This window comes from Kribbella ginsengisoli, assembly GCF_039537185.1.
Classification (GTDB): domain Bacteria; phylum Actinomycetota; class Actinomycetes; order Propionibacteriales; family Kribbellaceae; genus Kribbella; species Kribbella koreensis.
Genome location: NZ_BAABAA010000015.1, coordinates 37,954 through 56,816 on the forward strand (window position 1 = coordinate 37,954; position 18,863 = coordinate 56,816).

Below are 18,863 nucleotides of genomic sequence, written 5' to 3' on the forward strand. Positions count from 1 at the left end.
TCCGGTGCCGCAGCAGCAACACACCGAGGCACTGTACGACGTGCCGGGCGATTCGTCAGCTTACGTACTTCTTGGAGGCGGCGAAGGTGTTGCAGCTGGCGGGGTTGGCGGTGACGAAGGAGCGGCCCATGAAGTGCGCCTGGCTGGACGGGCTGCCGTGGTCGCCTTGCTCGGGTTTGTCACCGGACGTGACGACCCACTTGTTCCAGACCTGGAGCATCAGGCCGTTGATCGGGTAGCTGCGTTTGTTGGCGGCCAGGAAGACGCCGGCGAAGCAGTTCGCCTGGAGTTCCATCCGGCGGGTCTGGCGCATCCGGTCGTCGTAGTTCGTCAGCTGGTACTGGATGTCGTACGACGCCTCGAGGATGCCGGTCAGCGACTGCATGGCGTGGCCGTACTCGTGCGCGATCGAGCGGGAGTACCACATCCGCGCGTAGGCCTTCGCGTCCGCGTAGGGGTACTCGTTGTAGCTCTTCACGAAGTTGTCGACCTTCATGTACATCATGTGGTTCGAGCTGCAGAAGAACGGCACCGCGACCGGGCCGTTGCCGCACGGGCTGTTCACGCTGGTGCCGGCCCAGTAGAGCATCGTCGGCGCCTTGAACTTGTACCCCGCGAGCGCGAGCTGCCGCGCCCACGACCGGTCCAGGCACGGCTTGATCGCGGCCCAGTACTTCGCCGCGTTGGCCGCGGTGTTCGGCTTGATCTTCGGTTCCCTGCAGTTCACCGAGCGCATCTGACCGGTCTTGTAGAGCCGGTTCTTGGCGACGATGTCCTGGTTCGACAGCTGCGCGGGCGGCTGCGAGGTCGCCGTCTTGGTCGGCTGCGCCTGGGTCGGCCGGGTGGCGGTCGGCCTGCCGGTCGCTTTGCCGGTCGGCGCGGTGGTCGGCAACGGCGCCTCGGTCGACCGGATGGTCGGCGCTGTGTAGACCGGCTGTGTGTAGTGGTTGTCGGCGTTCTTCTTGATCACGCCAAAGATCCACAGCCCGACGACGCCGACCAGGACGACGCCGAGGATGGCGAACAGTGGCGCCTTGGACTTCTTCCGGCGCGGCAACTGCGGCTGCCAGCCGGGCTGGAAGCCAGGGCTGGGCGGGTAGCCGGGCGGACCGGGCGGTGGCGCGAACTGCGGCCCCCAGCCGAGCCCCTGGCCCTGCTGCGGGGCTACGGAAGGCGCGGCGTACTGGTACGGCGGCTGGCCCTGGGCCTGCTGGTACCCACCCTGCTGATACCCAGGCTGCTGGTACCCGGGCTGTGGATAACCCGGCTGCTGACCACCCGACCGCTGACCGGGTTGCTGACCCGGCCGCTGGTATCCGGGCTGCTGGTACGGCGGCGGTTGGTTCGGCGGTGGCTGGTTCGGGTTCTGCCCATAGGGTCCACCCGGCTGCTGACCGTAAGGCGGCTGCGTCAACCCCATGTCCCTTCAAGTATTTCGACCGGCGAGCGAGCGACACAGTACCGGCAGCTGAGCTCAGCCGCGCGGTAGTGTCGGCCTGGTGACGGACACCACCCCACCGAACAGCCCGATCGACCAGATCTCCGAGCGGTTCCTCGAGGCGTACGCCGCGCTGGATCCGACCGAGGCGACCTTTATGGGGATCCCCGGCCACGACCACGAGCTGCCGGACTACTCGCCGGCCGGGTTCGAGGCGTTGATCGACCTGCACCGGCGTACGGTCGCCGAGGCTTCCGAAGTACAGGTGTCGTCGCCGCGGGAAGAGGCCGCCCGGGACGCGCTGCTGGAGCGGATCGGGCTCGAGCTGGAGCAGGGCGAGGCCGGTGTGCCGCAGCACCAGCTGAACGCGATCTCCTGCAAGCCGGTCGACATCCGCTCGGCCTTCGACCTGATGCCGACCGAGACCCAGGACGACTGGGAGACGATCGCCATCCGGCTCAACCTGGTCGGTACGACGCTGGACGGCTTCCGCGAGACCCTGATCGAGCAAGCCGCCGCCGGGCGGGTGTCCGCCGCGCGCCAGGTCAACGTGCTGGCCGAGCGGATCGCCAGCTGGACCGGCGCCGAGGGTGACGACTTCTTCGCCGGGCTCGCCGCGAAGGCGCCGGACACCGCGATCAAGGCCACCGTCGAGGCGGCTGCCGCCTCCGCCCGCAAGGCCTACGACCAGTTCGGCCAGTGGCTGACCACCGACTTGTTGCCGCAGGCCCCGAATCGGGACGCGTGCGGCCGGGAGGTGTACCAGCTCGCCTCGCGCAGCTTCCTCGGTGCGGCCGTCGATCTCGAGGAGACGTACGCCTGGGGCTGGCAGGAGCTGGCCCGGATCGAGGCCGAGATGGAGACCATCGCGGCCTCGCTGAACGGCGGCGACCGCAGCATCAGTGCCGTCGCCGAACTGCTCGACAACGACCCGGCCCGCAAGATCCACGGCAAGGAGGCGTTCCGGGACTGGATGCAGCAGCTCGCCGACGCCGCCGTAGAGGAGCTGGCCGGGACCCACTTCGAGATCCCGGACTCGATCAAGCAGATCGAGTGCATGATCGCGCCGACCTCTGACGGGTCGATCTACTACACGCCGCCGAGCGAGGACCTGACCACCCGCCCGGGCCGGATGTGGTGGGCCGTGCCGGCCGGTGTCGAGGACTTCGCCACCTGGCGCGAGGTTACTACCGTTTACCACGAAGGCGTGCCCGGCCATCACCTCCAGGTCGCCCAGACGATGCTGCGCACCGACCAGCTCAACCGCTGGCTGCGGCTCGGCTGCTGGGTCTCCGGCCACGGCGAGGGCTGGGCCCTGTACGCCGAGCGCCTGATGGAAGAACTCGGCTACCTCGAAGAGCCCGGCGCCCGGCTCGGCATGCTGGACGCGCAGGGCTTCCGCGCGGCCCGGGTGATCATCGACATCGGTATGCACCTGGAGCTGGCGGTGCCACGCGACAACCCGTTCGGGTGGCGTCCGGGGGAGATCTGGAACGCTGAACTCGGCTTCGAGTTCCTGCGCGCGCACTCGCGGATGGAGACCGAGTTCCTGCGGGCGGAGCTGAACCGGTACCTCGGCTGGCCGGGGCAGGCGCCGTCGTACAAGGTCGGCGAGCGGATCTGGCTGCAGGCGCGGGACGAGGCCAAGCAGCGCAAGGGGGCGGCCTTCGACCTCAAGACCTTCCACCGGGACGCGCTCAATCTGGGCTCGGTCGGCCTGGACCCGCTCCGTCGCGCCCTCGCGAAGCTGTGAGCGGCCCGGTGAGATTCGTGCTGGCCTCGCAGTCGCCTGCGCGGCTGCAGACCCTGCGCAACGCGGGGGTCGAGCCGGAGGTGATCGTCTCGGGCGTCGACGAGGACAACGTCACGGCCGAGTCGCCGGGTGAGCTGGCCCGCGCGCTCGCGGTGTTGAAGGCGCGGGCGGTCGTCTCCACGCTGACCGATCACGCGACCGTGCTCGGCTGCGACTCGGTCCTGGAGATCGACGGCGTCGCCTACGGCAAGCCCGGTACGCCGGAAGTCGCCCGGGAGCGGCTGCGGATGATGAGCGGGCGTACCGGCGTACTGCACACCGGCCACTGCCTCTTCGACACGCGCACCCGCCAGGAACTCCGCGAACTCGCCTCCACGACGGTCCGGTTCGCCGACCTCACCGAGGCCGAGATCGACGCGTACGTCGCGACTGGCGAGCCCCTGGTCGTCGCGGGCTCGTTCACCGTCGACGGGCTCGGCGGCCCGTTCGTCACCGGCATCGAGGGCGACTACCACAACGTCGTCGGCATCTCCTTGCCGTTGGTCCGCCGGATGCTCGCTCAGGTCGGCATCGACTGGCCGTCGCTGTGGACGGCGACCTCCCGCAAACTCGAGTACGACGAGGCCGAAGCCGCCCGGTACGACGAAACGCGCGGCGGCACCCAACGCGCACAAGCGGCCGCCGACGCCATCCAGGAGCTACTGCCCAAGGGCGGACGCGTCCTGGAGCTAGCCGTCGGCACCGGCACCGTCGCAGCCGAACTGGTTGCCCAAGGCAACCTGATCCACGGCCTCGACCTGTCGACCGCGATGCTCCACCACGCCCGCGTCCGCCTCCCCGGCCACGTAGCCGCCGCCGACGCCACCCAACTCCCCATCGCCGACCGCCGCTGCGACGCGGTACTAGCGATCTGGCTCCTACACCTACTGGACGACAGCGACCAGGTCCTCGCCGAAGTCGCCCGAGTCCTCCGCCCGGACGGCGTCTTCATCACCACCACCGAAAAACGCGAATCCACCCGCTACGCCTCTGGCCGCACCCCCGACAACCATCGCTCCGAAGACGCCCTACCCCTGCTCGTAGCCAGAGCAGCCCATCACGGCCTCCACCTGGACGGCGCCACAACGTTCCCCGGCCCACCCCGAGGCAACACCGCAATCCCGCTCTACCCGCTGATCCGCTTCCGCAGATCAGCTGGTTGAGAACTTTTACGGGTGGCCGCTGGCTCGCCAGCGGCCGGGGCCTGGGTGTAGGGGGCGGGTGTGGTTGCGCCAGTAGGTGGCCCAGTCGCTGGCCCGGTCTGTGGTGGTGGCGGACTCAGCGGGCGCGGCGGTGGAGCGGGCGGTGACTACGGCTAGCAGGGCGGCCAGTTCCTCGGGAGTCGGGTCGCCCTTGGTGACTCGTAGTACGGGGTCGGACATGGGGACTCCGATCAGAGGGGGATGTTGCCGTGCTTCTTGGGCGGGAGGGTGTCGCGTTTGGTGCGGAGTAGGCGCAGCGCGCGGACGATCTCGGCGCGGGTCTCGCTGGGCTTGATGACCGCGTCGATGTAGCCGCGCTCGGCCGCGATGTACGGGTTGGCGAGGTGGTCCTCGTACTCGGTGATGAACTGCTGGCGGCGGGCCTCGATGTCCTCGCCCGCTTCGGCAGCGGCGGTGAGTTCGCGGCGGTGCAGGATGTTGACCGCGCCCTGGGCGCCCATCACGGCGATCTGCGCGGTCGGCCAGGCCAGGTTGATGTCGGCGCCGAGGTGCTTGGAGCCCATCACGTCGTACGCGCCGCCGTAGGCCTTGCGGGTGATCGTGGTGATCATCGGGACGGTCGCCTCGGCGTACGCGTAGATCAGTTTGGCGCCGCGGCGGATGATGCCGTTCCACTCCTGGTCGGTGCCGGGCAGGAAGCCGGGGACGTCGACGAAGGTCAGGATCGGCACGTTGAAGGCGTCGCAGGTACGGACGAACCGGGCCGCCTTCTCCGACGCGTCGATGTCGAGGGTGCCGGCGAACTGCATCGGCTGGTTCGCGACCACGCCGACCGGCCGGCCCTCGACCCGGCCGAAGCCGACGATGATGTTCGGCGCGAACAGCGCCTGTACTTCGAGGAAGTCGCCCTCGTCGACCACCGCCTCGATCACGGCGTGCATGTCGTACGGCTGGTTCGGCGAGTCGGGGATCAGCGTGTCCAGCGCGAGGTCCGTCTCGCCGACCTCGAGATCCGCGTCGAAGTCGAAGACGGGCGGGTCCTCGAGGTTGTTCTGCGGGAGGTGCGCGACCAGCGCCTTCACCCAGTCGATCGCGTCCTCCTCGTCGCTGCCGAGGTAGTGCGCGTTGCCCGACTTGGTGTTGTGCGTCCGGGCGCCGCCGAGCTCCTCCTGCGTGACGTCCTCGCCGGTGACGGTCTTGATCACGTCGGGACCGGTGATGAACATGTACGACGACTCGTCGACCATCACGGTGAAGTCGGTGACCGCGGGGGAGTAGACCGCACCGCCCGCGCAGGGACCCATGATCAGCGAGATCTGCGGGATGACACCGGAGGCGCGGACGTTGCGGCGGAAGATCTCGCCGTACAGGCCGAGGCTGACGACGCCTTCCTGGATCCGGGCGCCGCCGGAGTCGTTGATGCCGATCAGCGGGCAGCCGATCTTCATCGCCAGGTCCATCACCTTGACGATCTTCTCGCCGAACACCTCACCCAGCGAGCCGCCGAAGACGGTGAAGTCCTGCGCGAACACGCACACCTGGCGGCCGTCGATGGTGCCGAACCCGGTCACCACGCCGTCGCCGTACGGCCGGGTGGCGTCCATCCCGAACGAGGTCGACCGGTGCCGGGCGAACTCGTCCAGCTCGGAGAACGAGCCCTCGTCGAGCAGCAGCGCGATCCGCTCCCGGGCCGTCTTCTTGCCGCGGGCGTGCTGTTTCTCCACCGCGCGCTCGGAGCCGGCGTGCACAGCCTCGTCGAGCCTGTGCTCCAGGTCCGCGATCTTCCCGGCGGTGGTGTGGATGTTCACGGTCTCTCCCATAATCGGGCACTCTAACGGGCTGCGCGCGCCTGTGAACGGTTCGCCTGAATGACGATGACCACACCGGATGGCAGGATCCTACTGTGGAGTACGACGAGTACCAGGCCGAGCGCCGGCGGATCATCGCCGCCTGGGGCACCGAGATCACCGACCCGGAGCAGCTGGCCGCGGCCGTCGCCCGGCTGCGCGCGCTGGCCGCGACGGTCGACGGCGACGAGCAGCGGGCGCGCGCGATCCGCTATCTCAAGTCGGTGGACGACCTGGTCGCCGACGCGCGGACGCCGGAGAGCGAGACAGTCGGCAAGGCGTGGGACGTGCTGCTGCAGGCCTCCAGCCCGGACGGCACGCCGGCCGAGCGCCGGGCACGCGCCCAGGAGGGGATGCGGGAGATCGCGCGGATCGCGGAGGCGGCCCCGACGCAGGCCGAGAAGCTCGCCGCGCTGAACATGAACGAGCCGCTGGCCGAGATCGCCCACACGGTCGACCCCGGCTGAGATGGCCGAGCAGCCGCGCAGGCGGCCCGATTCCGCGGTACCGGACATCGGCGACGGTCTGTGGGAGCGGATCCAGGCCGCTGTGCTGGCCGAGTCCGGTGCGGACAAGTCGCTGTGGAACGGGGAGCTCGGCTACACCGATCCGGCCGAGTCTGTCCGGGGCGAGGCGTACGGCTACGGCAAGCTGAACCTCAGTGAGGAGTCGGTGGTCCGGCCGCTGCGGGAGATGTACGAGCAGCGTGGTCAACGGGTGACCGAGGAGCAGCTGATCGCCCGGCGGAGCGCCTTTCAGGTGGTGGCGCACGAGTTCGGGCATCTGGCGGTCCCGGAGGAGTACCAACTCGCCGATCGGGCCGCCGACATCAAGCGCGGGGACCTGACGCCGATCGAGGAGGGGACGAACGAAGCCTGGAGCCAGGCCAAGACCGACGCGCTGATCGACCGGGCGTTGCCGCGTGACCTCGCGCTCCAGCTGAGGTCGGTGGACTCGCTGCGCACCTACCCTGGCTGGGACTCGGCCGCGCGTGCGTTCGCCGACGACGTCGGGGCCGAGATCGGTGTCGAGGGTGACGAGGTGCTGAGCGTGATGAACCGCGAGGCGCGCTCAGGCAAGGGCCGGGCCGCGGCTGACCTGCTCTACGAGCACTCGGAGCTGCCCCGGTTGGTGCCGGCGGATCAGCAGACCGCTGTACGGGCGGAGTTGCAGAGCAAGATCGACGAGGGCTTTGCCGCGCTGAAGCCGTTGAACGACGACAAGACGGTCAATCGTCGGGCCTATGGACGGCAGCGCGGGCAGGAGCTGGCTGAGTCGTTGGTGGGGACGGTCCAGGCCGCCGAGAAGCACTACCTGTCGCTGGAGAGCGGGCGCCAGGCGCAAGCCGCACAGCAGACCCAAGACCTGTCTGCCCTGCCCCCGCCCGATCCCGCCGACCGCCGCCCTGGGCCGGGGTCGGGCAGCTATGCGCAGCAGGCCGCGGACGACGATGCTCGCGTCGCGGCGGCGATGGCGAAGCCGGTGGACCCACGGGTCGCGTTCGCTCAGTGGATGGCGGCCGGGCAGGCGCCGGCGGCGGATGCTGTGCGGCAGCCGCGCGGGGATGGGCGGGCTGAGGATCCGCCGCTGGGCGAGCAGGCTGCTCGCGTCGAGAAGGGAGAGCGCCCAGGAGGACGGGCGGCGGCGGGGCGTAGTACAGAGTCGCCTGAGCGGTGAGCTAGGGGCCGACGGCGAAGAGTTTGGTGAGCCGCGCGGCCAGCGCGAGGTCGCCGCGGACCGAGAGGCGTTGCTTGAGGACGGCCAGTACCGGGTCCTCGTTGCCGGTGACGATCTTCAGCAGGGTGGCCGGGTCGGTGCGGACCGAGATGGCCGGCGGCTCGGCATGGTCGGTGAGTAGCCGGCAGGCGCCGTCGCTGACCCGGATCCGGAACTCGTCGAAGCCACCGGAGCCGGCCCCGGTGATCTGCCAGGCGACGATCGCGTCGAAGCCCTCGGCCCGGGCAGGACGCAGGTACTCCGGCATCCGGCGAAAGATCTCGCGCAACGCGATCTCTCGGACTCCCCCGATGAGCCGATGCCGAAGCTCCCGCTCCGAGGTCCGGTCGACCAGCCGGGCCAGCTCACCGACATCGAGCTCGGTGAAATCCTCCGACTCCAGCCACAAGGCGCTACCGCGTTCGGCCACACGACCTCCCCCGGTAGTTCCTACCAGACCGTAGGAATTTCCTACGAGCTGATAGCTTTGTCAAGTGGTCAGCCCTGAAGACCCGGTTGCGGAACCTCGCCGCCGTGCCGCGCATCTGGGTCCTGAGCGCCGGCGCCCGCTGATTCTGGACGCGGCCCTCGAGGTGTTCTCCGAGCGCGGATACGCCGGTACGACGATGCAGTCCGTCGCCGAGGCCGCCGGGGTCACCAAACCCGTCGTCTACGACTCCTTCGCGAACCGGGACGAGTTGCTGCTCGCCCTGCTGGCCCGCGAAGAGCAGCACCTGGTCGTCTCGATCGTCGCCGCGCTGCCGGCCGACCCGACCGTCGGTACGCCGGAGGAGCACGTACTCGAAGGCCTGACCGCCTTCCTCGAGACGGCGGCCAAGTCCCCGCAGTCGTGGCGAATCGTCTTCGGCGCCCAGTACGGCGCCGCCCCCGTGGTCGCCGACCGCGTCCGGGCGGCCCGCGCGTTCCTGGTCGAGGGACTGCGGTTGACCCTCGTGCAATCGTTGCCGGGTGTCACCGATCCCGACGCCAACCTGCCGGTGCTGGCCGAGATGCTCGCCTCGATGACCGAGAGCTGCGCCCGGATGCTCGTCGTCGACGGCACCGACCGCACCCCGGCCCAGCTCGCGAAGACCGTCTCGCAAGTCGTCGGCGGCGGCTTCGGCGCGGTCTAGTACTGTCGCGTCACAGCCACGGATCGTCACGTTAGGTCACGATCGGCGCTCACTAGTCGGACCGACGGGCGAGAGAGCGCGGCCCCCGATATCGTGGGCGAACGTGACCGAGACCGGCAGTCAGGCGAACGCCCGCACCCGTACCCGCGCACGCTTCGAAGTGCCCGAGGAGCTCCGCGCCGACGTCCGCCTGCTGGGCGAACTGCTCGGCCGCGTCCTGGTCGAGTACGCCGGCCAGCCGCTGCTCGACGACGTCGAGAAGCTCCGTGAGCTGACGATCGCCGGTGATGGCGCCGGGGCCGAGGCACTGGTCGCTTCCTGGCCGCATGAGCGCGCCGAGGACGTCGCCCGCGCCTTCACCTGCTACTTCCACCTGACGAACCTCAGCGAAGAGCTGCACCGCGCCCGTGTACTACGGGAGCGCGACCGCTCCAGCGACGCGCCAGCCGTCTCCGAACTGGCCCAGGCGGTCGAGAAGATCAGCGCCGAGGCTGGTGAGCAGCAGGCTCGTGCCCTGCTCAACGGACTGGAGTTCCGCCCGGTACTGACCGCTCACCCGACCGAGGCCCGGCGCCGCGCCGCACTGGCGACCATCCGCCGCATCTCCGCACTGCTGGAGGAGCGAAGCGACCCCCGCGCCGGTGACAGCGAGCTGGCCGAGAACCAGCGCCGCCTGATCGAGCAGGTCGACATCCTCTGGCGTACGTCGCAGCTGCGCACCAGCCGGCCGACGCCCTTGGACGAGGTCCGCTCGGCGATGGCTGTCTTCGAGGAGACCCTGTTCAACGTCGTCGCGAACGTCTACCGCCGCCTCGACGACGCGCTGGCCGGTGAGGACGCCGGCGTCAAGCAGCCGGTGGTGGCACCCTTCGTCCGGCTCGGCTCCTGGATCGGCGGTGACCGCGACGGCAACCCGAACGTCACCGCGGCGATCACCCGCGAGGCCATGCAGATCCAGGCCGACCACGTACTGCGTGCGCTAGAGCAGGCGACCGACCAGCTCGGCCGGGCGCTCACCCTGGACTCGCAGACCACCCCGCCCTCCGCGCCGGTCCGCCGGATCCTGGAGGACGCCCGTGCGGTCAACCCCGAGCTGATCTCCGACATCGAGACCCGCTCGCCCTCCGAGCCGCATCGCCAGCTACTGCTGCTCGCAGCCCGTCGGCTGGCCGCCACCCGGGCCAGGGACGCCGACTTCGGCTACCCGCGGGCAGCGGACTTCCTGCACGAGTTGAAGGTCCTGCAGGACTCCCTGGTCAGCGCAGGCGCTCTACGGCAGGCCTATGGCGAGCTGCAGCAGCTCATCTGGCAGGTGACCTCGTTCGGCTTCCACCTGGCCGAGTTGGAGGTCCGGCAGCACTCGTCGGTGCACACCAAGGCTCTGGAAGAGGTGCTGGGCGGTGGCGAGCTCTCCGACCAGACCGAGGAGGTGCTGGCCACGCTGCGCGTCATCGGCCAGATCCAGCAGCGCTTCGGCCCAGATGCCTGCCGCCGGTACGTCGTGTCCTTCACCCGCAACGCGGGCGACCTCGCTGCCGTCTACGAGCTGGCTGACGCCGCCATGGACGGGCGGCCGATCGAGCTGGATGTAGTACCGCTGTTCGAGACCGGTGAGGACCTGCAGAACTCCGTGGAGGTGCTGGACAACGCGATCCAGCTCACCCGGGTCCGACACCGCCTGACGGCCAACGACCGCCGCTTCGAGGTCATGCTCGGCTACTCCGACTCCGCCAAGGACGTCGGGCCCGTCTCGGCCACCTTGGCCCTGTACGACGCGCAGGCGCGGATCACCGCCTGGGCTCAGCGCAACGCGATCCGCCTGACCCTCTTCCACGGCCGTGGTGGAGCCCTGGGCCGTGGTGGAGGCCCGGCCAACCGCGCAGTACTGGCTCAGGCGCCTGGCTCGGTCTCTGGCCGGTTCAAGCTCACTGAGCAGGGTGAGGCGATCCCAGCTCGGTACGGCAACGCAGCGATCGCGCAGCGCCACATCGAGCAGGTCACCGCAGCCACGCTGCTCGCCTCCACTCCCGGCATCGAGGAGCGGGCAGTGGTCGCCGCCGAGCGCTTCTCCGTCGTGGAGAAGACCATGGACGAGGCCTCCCGGACGACGTACCACCGACTCGTACGGGCCGAGGGGTTCGCGGAGTGGTTCGGCCGGGTCACGCCGCTAGAGGAGCTCGGGCAGCTGCCGCTGGGCTCCCGGCCGGCCCGACGTGGTGTCGCCGTGTCGTCGCTGGAGGACCTGCGGGCGATCCCGTGGGTCTTCGCCTGGTCGCAGGCCCGCGTGAACGCGCCGGGCTGGTACGGGCTCGGCTCGGCGCTCTCTGCTGTCGGGGACGTCGCAGTACTGCAGGACGCGAACCAGAACTGGCCGCTGTTCCAGGTGATGCTCGAGAATGCCGAGATGTCGCTGGCGAAGACCGACCGCCGCATCCTCGGCCGCTACCTCGAACTGGGCGACCGGCCCGACCTGACCAAGCAGATGCTCGACGAGCACGAGCTGACCACCGAGTGGGTGCTCAAGGTGCTCGGCGGCGACAAGCTGCTCAGCGGCCGCCGGGTCCTGGGCCGAGCGGTCGAGCTGCGCAACCCGTACGTCGATGCGCTCAGCTACCTGCAGTTGCGGGCTCTCCGCAGCCTGCGGACCGATGAATCGCTCGACGAGCAGCAGATCGTCCGTACCAGGCGACTGCTGCTGCTGACCGTGTCCGGAGTTGCCGCCGGCCTGCAGAACACCGGCTGATGTTCGGCGATCTGGAGCGGCCGCCCCTCGACGCGAAGTACCTGCAGGGGCGGCTGGTGCGACCTGGCTCGCTGTGGAGCCAGGTCGACGTACTGGCCGAGACGGAGTCGACCAATGCCGTTGTGGCGGCTGCTGCGCGTGCCGGGGCTGCTGAAGGCCTTGTGGTGACGGCGGAGTACCAGTCGTCAGGGCGTGGGCGGTTGGGGCGCACCTGGACGACTCCTGCGCGCTCTGCGTTGCTCATGTCGGCCCTACTGCGGCCGAGGGGCATACCGGCGCATCGGTGGCCGTGGCTGGGGCTGCTGGTGCCGTTGGCGGTTGCGTCCGCAGTACGGCGGGTGGGGGAGATCCCTGCGCAGGTGAAGTGGCCTAACGACGTACTGGTCGAGGACCGGAAGCTTGCGGGGATCCTGCTGGAGCGGATCGATGGGCCGGCTGCTGTGGTCGGCATCGGCCTCAATGTCAGTCTCACAGCGGATGAACGGCCTACGGACGTGGCTACTTCGCTCGCATTGGAAGGTGCTGCGACGACTGACCGGAGCACTGTGATGACGGCTGTGCTGCGGGAACTGGCTACTCGCTATCAGGCTTGGGTGCAGGCTGACGGCGATCCTGAGGTGATCCTGCCGGACTACCGCGAGTTGTCGGCGACCTTTGGGCGACAGGTGCGGGTGGAGCTGCCCGGAGGGGTGTTCATCGAGGGCACCGCGTCGGAGCTGGACGCGGACGGCCGGCTGGTGGTGCTCACCGCCGACGGCCCACGTTCACTGGCCGCCGGCGATGTCACACACCTGAGGGCTACTGAGTAAACAGTTTTGCCGCGGTGATGAGCGTCTGGACGATGCCGTAGCCGAGCAGGACGGCGACGAGGGCCCAGGAGATGACGAGCCGGGGAGTCTGGTTCATTTCGCTGCCTCCGCTGCGGTGGTCCGGCTGGGCTCGTGGAACCGGTCGGCGACCGGGCGGATCAGCAGGTTGGCGACGAAGCCGACCGCCAGCACCCCGACCATGGTGAACAGCGCGGGCCGGTAGGCCTCGGCCGTCAGCGTGCCCGGCTTGCCTTCCCGGTCGAGGAATCCGTTGATGATGAGCGGCCCGGCGACGCCCGCGACCGACCACGCGGTCAGCAGCCGGCCGTGGATCGCGCCGACCTGGTAACCCCCGAACAGATCCCGCAGGTACGCCGGTACGGTGGCGAACCCGCCGCCGTAGAAGGACAGGATGACCGCGGCGAACAGGACGAAGAGCGCGGTGCTGTTGTGCCCGACCGTTGCCAGCAGCAAGTAGAAGATGATGCCGACGCCGAGGTACAGCGCGTAGATCGGCTTGCGGCCGATGACGTCCGACGTGCTCGACCAGGCGAATCGCCCGGCCATGTTGAAGATCGAGAGCAGACCGACGAACCCGGCGGCAGCGCCGACCGCGACCGTCGACTTGCCGCCGACGTCGCCGCGGAAGAAGTCCTGGATCATCGGGCTGGCCTGCTCGAGGATGCCGATGCCGGCCGTCACGTTGCAGAGCAGGACGACCCACAACAGCCAGAACTGCGGGGTCTTGATCGCGTTCGCCGCCGACACGTTCGAGGTGGTGACGAGCGTTTTCGCCTTCAGTTGCGAGGGATCGAACCCGGCCGGCTTCCAGCCCTCGGCCGGCACCCGGATGTTCACCACGCCGAACATCATGATCACGAAGTAGCCGATGCCGAGCGTCAGGAACAGCGCGACGAGCGCGCCGCCGCCGGCCACCGAGGTGGAGACGTTCGAGTCGTAGCCGTCGTCGTACAGGCTGAGCAGTTGCCGCGACAGCGGGCTGGCGACCAGCGCGCCGCCGCCGAAGCCCATGATCGCCAGGCCGGTGGCCAGCCCCGGACGGTCGGGGAACCACTTGATCAGCGTGGAGACGGGGGAGATGTAGCCGATCCCCAGGCCGATCCCGCCGATCACGCCGTACCCGAGGTAGACCAGCCACAGTTGCGTCGTACCGATGCCCAGGGCCCCTACCAGGAAGCCGGTGCTCCAGAAGCAGGCCGAGACGAACATCGCCTTGCGCGGACCGTTGCGCTCCACCCAGGTGCCGCCGATCGCGGCGGACAGGCCGAGCATCACGATCGCGATGCTGAAGGTGACCCCGATCGCGGTCTGGCTGGCGTCGAAGTGCTTGATCATCGACGTCTTGTACACGCTGGTCGCGTAGGCCTGACCGATACACAGATGCACCGCCAGCGCGGCCGGCGGGATCAGCCAGCGGCTGTAACCCGGTGGCGCGATCGTGTGCTCACGATCGAGTACGGACAAGATCCCCATCCCAGACTCCTCAGGTAATAGCCCCCAGCAAATACCCCGTTTGGCATCTTGGCCGACAGTATTCAGTTTGTGAAGAGTTTTTCGTGCAGTGTTCAATCAATCGTGTCCCCCGCAGACAAGCGGCCCCCGGAACTGTGAGACTGGGGGTATGGCGATCTCGGCGAAGTTGTTGGGTGAGGACGAGTACATCGTCGTCAGCACCCGGACGCACTGGAAGGCACTGATCTTCCCGGTGTTCCTGCTGCTCGTGCTGGCGGCCGGCGGCGGGTTCCTCGCCGCGGTGGTCCCGGACGGCAGCCTGCAGACCCCGGCCCGGATCGCGATCGGCGTGGTCGCGTTGCTGGTGCTGATCGTGTTCGGCGCGAAGCCGTTCCTGAACTGGTTCTTCTCCACCTACACCCTGACCAACCGGCGCCTCATCACCCGGCACGGCATCCTGACCCGGACCGGCCGGGACATCCCGCTGATGCGGATCAACGACGTCTCCTACGAGCACGGCATCATCGACCGCATGCTCGGCTGCGGCACGCTGCAGATCGAGTCGGCCGGCGAGCGCGGCCAGGTGATCCTGCCGGACGTACCGCACGTCGAGCACATGCACCTGCAGATGTCCGACCTCCTCTTCGGCGGCCCCGAAGGCAAGCCCGGCGACGGCATCCTCGACGACGAGGCCCCGCCGGAGCACCTGCGCCGCCGTGAGCCCCGCGCCACCTCGGAGGAGCCGGACAGCGAGACCCTCTTCAGCTCGGACGACAACGACCGCCGCTAGAAGATTTCCAGGCTGACTGGGGCGGTCGGCCAGCCGAAGGCTGCGGTGGCTTGGGTCAGGGCTCCTGGGGTTTGCTCGGTGACTCGGCCGGTGGTGGCGAACTCGGCTAGTTGGCGGCCGCCTAGGTAGATCGCGCCTAACTCGGTGACTGACACGGTGAGGTCGGCTGGGGATTCGGTGGGCTTGCAGCTGACGGTCTCGCCTGTGGTCAGGTGGAAGCGGCCGGTGTTGGCGGGGATCAGGTCGTCGGTGATGTCGAGGACCAGATCGACGGCAGCGGCGTACCGGCGTTGTTCCAGGGCGCGGGGGACGTCGGTGACGCGGACCCAGAGGGATTCGCTGACTCGGCGGTTGAGGGCGGTCGGGGTGGTGACGAGTTGCTGGAGTGGCTCGTCGATGGCGGCGAAGCCGAACTCCAGGGTGCCGGCCAGGTCGAGCGTCAGCAGGTGTTGCCAGAGGGTTTGGTATGCCCTCGGGGTGAGGGCGACGAGCTCTTCGAGGTGTACTTCGTTGGCCGGACCGGTCGCGGTCCAGTGCATCTTGCCGCGCCAGAGCGCGTACCCGTCGATGGTGCCGGTCTCGTCGCGGTGCACCAGGATCTGCCGCGCGGTCTTGCCGCCGCGCTCGTCCGGCTTGTCCTCCAGATGCTGCTGCCATTTGAGGTCCGACCGCCCGGACACCCCCGGCCGCCGCTCTTGCAGGGCCAGCAGCAACGGCGCCAGCTCCTTGATCGCACCCTCGGCCGGCAACTCACTGATCTCGCCCGGCCGCGCCTTCACGCTCGACGGCCCGACCCGGTGCAGGTCGATCTCGTACGACAGGCCCCACGCGGCCGCGGCGTACCCGAACCGTCCGTAGATCCCCGACTCGCTGGCCCACAACACCGCAATGGCTTCCGGTACTTCGCGCAGCTGCCGGCTGATCAACTCCGCCATGATCCCGCGCCTGCGATGGGTCGCCTTGACCCCGACCCCGGTCACATGCGCCGCCGGCACGACTGCACCCGGCACCGACAGATCCCGCGTCAGCGCCCGCGTCGTCCCGACGATCTCCGCCCCATCGGTCACCACCAACGCCCGCTCCGGCTCGAACATCCGCGGCCCGAACTCGTCCGCCCCCGGCTCGAACATCATCGCCCCAGCGAAAACGCCCCGCAGCTCCGCATAGTCCCCGGCACCAGCCGCCCGCACGGTGAAGTCACTCATCCCCGCATCCTCACACGCCCCACCGACAACAGTCAGCAGCAGATCATTCTGGCCGGCTTCGGGCCTTGTTGACCTGGCCGTGGTTCAGGCCCGCCTGTCAGGTGGTGCGGACCGTCAGGTTGCCAGTCGTGACGAGTACGTCGCCGGACTGGTAGCCGGCGGTCGGTGTGATGATGGTGACAGTGAGCCGGTCGGGCTTGTCGCCGTTGTCGTGCAGCACGGCCCGCAGGGTTGCGGATTGCCCGGCGTAGCGCCCGGTCGCTTCGAGGGTGGCGGTCGAGCCGGCGACGGCGATCCAGCGCATCGTGGTGCTGCTGAAGGTCTTGCCGTTGGACGCGAAGCCGACTGCGCCGGTCGGATCGCCGTCGCTGTATCGGGCCGAGACAGACAGCGAGAGGCTGTTGCCGGTGGTGTCGCGGCCGATGGCCGAGCCACTCGCCGAACCGTCCGGGTCGTAGACGACCGTCTCCTGCACGGCGGCCGATCCGGTGAAGTAGCCGCCGGTCAGTTCGGCAGTCGCCTTCCAGACGCCGGCCGGGGTGTTCACCGGGATCGTGGCGACGCCGTCGGCCCCCGGCGTACCGGTGAAGATCCGGGTGTCGCCGGTGCTCGATTCCATCCGGACCCGGAGTGCGGCCCGCGTCAGGTCGCCCGGTGAGCCGTCGGCCTCCTCGCTGACCTTGATCGTCATCGGGGGTTGGGCCTGGTCGGAGTACAGAGCCGGACTGGTGATGGCCAAGGTGGCCTTCTCGGCATTGACCGTGAAGCCGGCCGTACTGCGCGCTTCGGTGTAGCCATTTGCGGCTTCGGCCACGACCGTCACCGGATACTGCCCTGGCTTGTCGGGGGTCCAGTCGTACGTCGCGACGCCGTCGCTGCCCGTCTGGGCCGAGCGGGCCAGTACATCGCCGACGTCGAACCGGACCCATTGGCCCGCCAGCGGGGCGCCGGTGAACTTGTCCCGTACCAGCGCCTTGAGCTGAGCTGGGTCGGACTGATCGGCGGCGGTGTCGCCGGTGTAGGCGACGCTCGTCGGGCGCTCGACCTTGGGCAGGTACGAGTAGTCGGTGTACACGGTGGAGTCCGTCGTACTCTGCCCCCGAAGCGTGAGGCTCTGCTCGCCGATCGCAGCGTTCTCGCCGACCGTCACGGTGATCCGGACGGTGGCGCTCTCCTTGGCGGCCAGGGTCAGTTGCTTGGTGGTGCTGCTCCACCCGTCCGGGACGAACATGCCGAAGCTGAAGGTGTCGGTGGCCTCGCTGGTGTTCATCACGGTGACGTCGAAGTCCGCCGTACTGCCCGCGACCAGGGTCTGGACCGGTGCCGATCCGTCCGCCAGCGCGCCGTCGACCAGGATGCCGGGGCCGCGGACGTCGAGGTACGCCTGTTCGCGGCCGACGAAGTCGCGCCCGATCGTCCGGACGGCGACCTTGGCCTCGGTTCCGTCGGCCCAGTGCGACGTCATGGTGCGCTGTGGCGTCCGGAAGTCCGCCGGGTCCCAGGCATCGGTCCGGCTGCCGCCGTAGCAGCCGTTCTGCTGCTTGGAGTCCTCGTCGATCTTGCCGTCACCGTCGTCGTCCACCCCGTTCGGTGGATCCTCGTCGATCTTGCCGTCGAGGTCCTGATCTTGGCAGCCGGGAACGCGGACACCGTCGGGACGGACCAGCTCGACCCCGCGCAGGTGCTCCTGGTCGGAGCGGATGGTGCGTTCGTCGATCCGCCAGACGACCAGGCCGCTGTCGGGGATGTTCTGTTCGTAGGTGTTCGCTTCCTGCTTGCGTGCCTCGAGCAGGAAGTAGTCGTCGGTGCCCCGGTCGTAGTCGTAGAGCGCGTAGGTGAAGGTCGGCGACGGAAGGACGTAGCCGTCCCGGACGACGGTCTGGTTCGGGGTCCGCCCGAGGTGCAGGCGGTGGAAGGCGTTCGGCGACTGCCAGGTCTCGTTCGGGCCGGCGCAGGTCGGTCCCATCAGGTCCCAGCCGCCGACGCCGTACCCGTAGTGGTCGTACATGTCCCAGTGCTGGTGGCCTAGCTCGTGCGCGAACGTCAGCGAGTTCGTCTTCGAGCCGCCGTCCGCGGTGCGCAGCCCGATCTCCTTGCCGTCCAGCTTCCCGGCGCCGTAGACGATCCGGGTCTGGCCGCACGAGTAGGTGTCGTCGGGCGAGCTCATCAGCGTGATCACACCGAGCTCGCTGTCCTCGACGACGCCGTTGTCGTTCGTGTCGTACCGGGCGAAGTCGACGAACCGGTCGGCCAGCCGCAGCATCGCGCCGCGTCGCTTCGCGGTGTCCATCGTGAACCAGTCGCCCGTCGGGCCGAGGTCCACGGTGACGATGCCGTCCTGCTGACCGGAGGTCTCGACCGCGGGGATCAGCAGCCCGAGCCCGGTCTCGAAGTAGTAGTCGGCGACCGTGCCGAACGTCAGGACCGGAAAGAACTTGGCCCGGGTCTCGGCCTCGGTCAGGTTGGGCAGATCGTCGAACCGCCCGTACACCACCAGCAGCGGTACCGGGTCCTGGTTCCGTTTGAACAACGGCGTGTGCGGATGCTCCGGATGGCTGAAGTCCGGCCGCGGATCGGGATAACCGGACCCCGCGGCAGACGAGGCCGAAACCCCCAACGAGCCGGCCACCAAGGCCAGCACGACAACGGCAACGATCGATCGGACGATCCTCATGACACCCCCAGGTCGGCACCCTCAAGGCTGCGACATCCACCCCGGAGCAACAACGACCAGCAAGGCAGCCCCCCAGCCCG

Annotated in this window: 16 protein-coding genes; 8 read left to right on the forward strand and 8 right to left on the reverse strand. The window is 69.0% G+C overall.

Annotation, left to right across the window (positions count from 1 at the left end; all coding sequences use genetic code 11):
* Positions 1-55: 55 nt before the first annotated feature.
* Positions 56-1,414, reverse strand: a complete 1,359-nt coding sequence (locus ABD768_RS36175; protein WP_344848476.1) for a neutral zinc metallopeptidase — start codon at positions 1,412-1,414, stop codon at positions 56-58.
* Positions 1,415-1,499: 85 nt separating this feature from the next.
* Between ABD768_RS36175 and ABD768_RS36180 the strand changes: the two genes are divergently transcribed.
* Both ABD768_RS36180 and ABD768_RS36185 read left to right on the forward strand, forming a co-directional pair.
* Positions 1,500-3,191, forward strand: coding sequence for a DUF885 domain-containing protein (locus ABD768_RS36180; RefSeq protein ID WP_344848479.1), 1,692 nt, complete (start codon positions 1,500-1,502; stop codon positions 3,189-3,191).
* 8 nt (positions 3,192-3,199) lie between these two features.
* A complete protein-coding gene (locus ABD768_RS36185; protein ID WP_344848482.1) occupies positions 3,200-4,393 on the forward strand; it encodes a Maf family nucleotide pyrophosphatase in 1,194 nt (397 codons plus the stop codon).
* A gap of 6 nt (positions 4,394-4,399) precedes the next feature.
* Here ABD768_RS36185 and ABD768_RS36190 read toward each other — a convergent pair whose 3' ends face one another.
* Both ABD768_RS36190 and ABD768_RS36195 read right to left on the reverse strand, forming a co-directional pair.
* Positions 4,400-4,612 (reverse strand): acyl-CoA carboxylase subunit epsilon, encoded by a 213-nt coding sequence (locus ABD768_RS36190; protein ID WP_344848485.1) that lies wholly within the window; start codon positions 4,610-4,612, stop codon positions 4,400-4,402.
* 11 nt (positions 4,613-4,623) lie between these two features.
* Entirely contained in the window at positions 4,624-6,213 is a 1,590-nt protein-coding gene (locus tag ABD768_RS36195) for an acyl-CoA carboxylase subunit beta (RefSeq protein WP_344848488.1), read from the reverse strand.
* An 83-nt stretch (positions 6,214-6,296) separates the two neighbouring features.
* Between ABD768_RS36195 and ABD768_RS36200 the strand changes: the two genes are divergently transcribed.
* On the forward strand, positions 6,297-6,707 hold the full coding sequence (locus tag ABD768_RS36200; protein ID WP_343983309.1) for a hypothetical protein: 411 nt from the start codon (positions 6,297-6,299) through the stop codon (positions 6,705-6,707).
* 1 nt (position 6,708) lies between these two features.
* A complete protein-coding gene (locus ABD768_RS36205; protein WP_344848491.1) occupies positions 6,709-7,917 on the forward strand; it encodes a hypothetical protein in 1,209 nt (402 codons plus the stop codon).
* Between the two features lies 1 nt (position 7,918).
* Here the strand turns inward: ABD768_RS36205 and ABD768_RS36210 are convergent, their stop codons facing one another.
* Positions 7,919-8,386 (reverse strand): SCP2 sterol-binding domain-containing protein, encoded by a 468-nt coding sequence (locus ABD768_RS36210; protein WP_343983316.1) that lies wholly within the window; start codon positions 8,384-8,386, stop codon positions 7,919-7,921.
* A gap of 64 nt (positions 8,387-8,450) precedes the next feature.
* On the opposite strand from ABD768_RS36210, the gene ABD768_RS36215 reads away from it, so the two are divergent.
* From ABD768_RS36215 to ABD768_RS36225, 3 genes are all read left to right on the forward strand, one after another.
* A complete protein-coding gene (locus ABD768_RS36215; protein WP_343983319.1) occupies positions 8,451-9,089 on the forward strand; it encodes a TetR/AcrR family transcriptional regulator in 639 nt (212 codons plus the stop codon).
* Between the two features lie 103 nt (positions 9,090-9,192).
* Positions 9,193-11,832, forward strand: coding sequence for a phosphoenolpyruvate carboxylase (locus ABD768_RS36220; protein ID WP_343983321.1), 2,640 nt, complete (start codon positions 9,193-9,195; stop codon positions 11,830-11,832).
* Positions 11,832-12,641, forward strand: a complete 810-nt coding sequence (locus ABD768_RS36225; protein WP_344848496.1) for a biotin--[acetyl-CoA-carboxylase] ligase — start codon at positions 11,832-11,834, stop codon at positions 12,639-12,641. The genes ABD768_RS36220 and ABD768_RS36225 overlap by 1 nt, the downstream gene beginning before the upstream one ends.
* On the opposite strand, the gene ABD768_RS43185 is transcribed toward ABD768_RS36225, so the two are convergent.
* Together ABD768_RS43185 and ABD768_RS36230 are read right to left on the reverse strand one after the other, a co-directional pair.
* Positions 12,631-12,738 carry an MFS transporter small subunit gene (locus ABD768_RS43185; RefSeq protein ID WP_425552256.1) on the reverse strand — a complete coding sequence of 36 codons (108 nt, stop codon included), beginning with the start codon at positions 12,736-12,738 and terminating at the stop codon, positions 12,631-12,633. The two genes, ABD768_RS36225 and ABD768_RS43185, sit on opposite strands and share 11 nt — an antisense overlap.
* Positions 12,735-14,135, reverse strand: coding sequence for an OFA family MFS transporter (locus ABD768_RS36230; RefSeq protein WP_343983326.1), 1,401 nt, complete (start codon positions 14,133-14,135; stop codon positions 12,735-12,737). Before ABD768_RS36230 ends, ABD768_RS43185 begins: the two co-directional genes overlap by 4 nt.
* A 148-nt stretch (positions 14,136-14,283) precedes the next feature.
* Between ABD768_RS36230 and ABD768_RS36235 the strand changes: the two genes are divergently transcribed.
* Positions 14,284-14,904: a PH domain-containing protein gene (locus tag ABD768_RS36235; RefSeq protein ID WP_343983329.1), complete on the forward strand. Its 621-nt coding sequence runs from the start codon at positions 14,284-14,286 to the stop codon at positions 14,902-14,904.
* On the opposite strand, the gene ABD768_RS36240 is transcribed toward ABD768_RS36235, so the two are convergent.
* Both ABD768_RS36240 and ABD768_RS36245 read right to left on the reverse strand, forming a co-directional pair.
* Positions 14,901-16,109 (reverse strand): GNAT family N-acetyltransferase, encoded by a 1,209-nt coding sequence (locus ABD768_RS36240; protein ID WP_344848500.1) that lies wholly within the window; start codon positions 16,107-16,109, stop codon positions 14,901-14,903. The genes ABD768_RS36235 and ABD768_RS36240 overlap by 4 nt on opposite strands.
* Positions 16,110-16,206: 97 nt before the next feature.
* Entirely contained in the window at positions 16,207-18,783 is a 2,577-nt protein-coding gene (locus ABD768_RS36245; protein ID WP_344848503.1) for an NEW3 domain-containing protein, read from the reverse strand.
* Between the last annotated feature and the right edge of the window lie 80 nt (positions 18,784-18,863).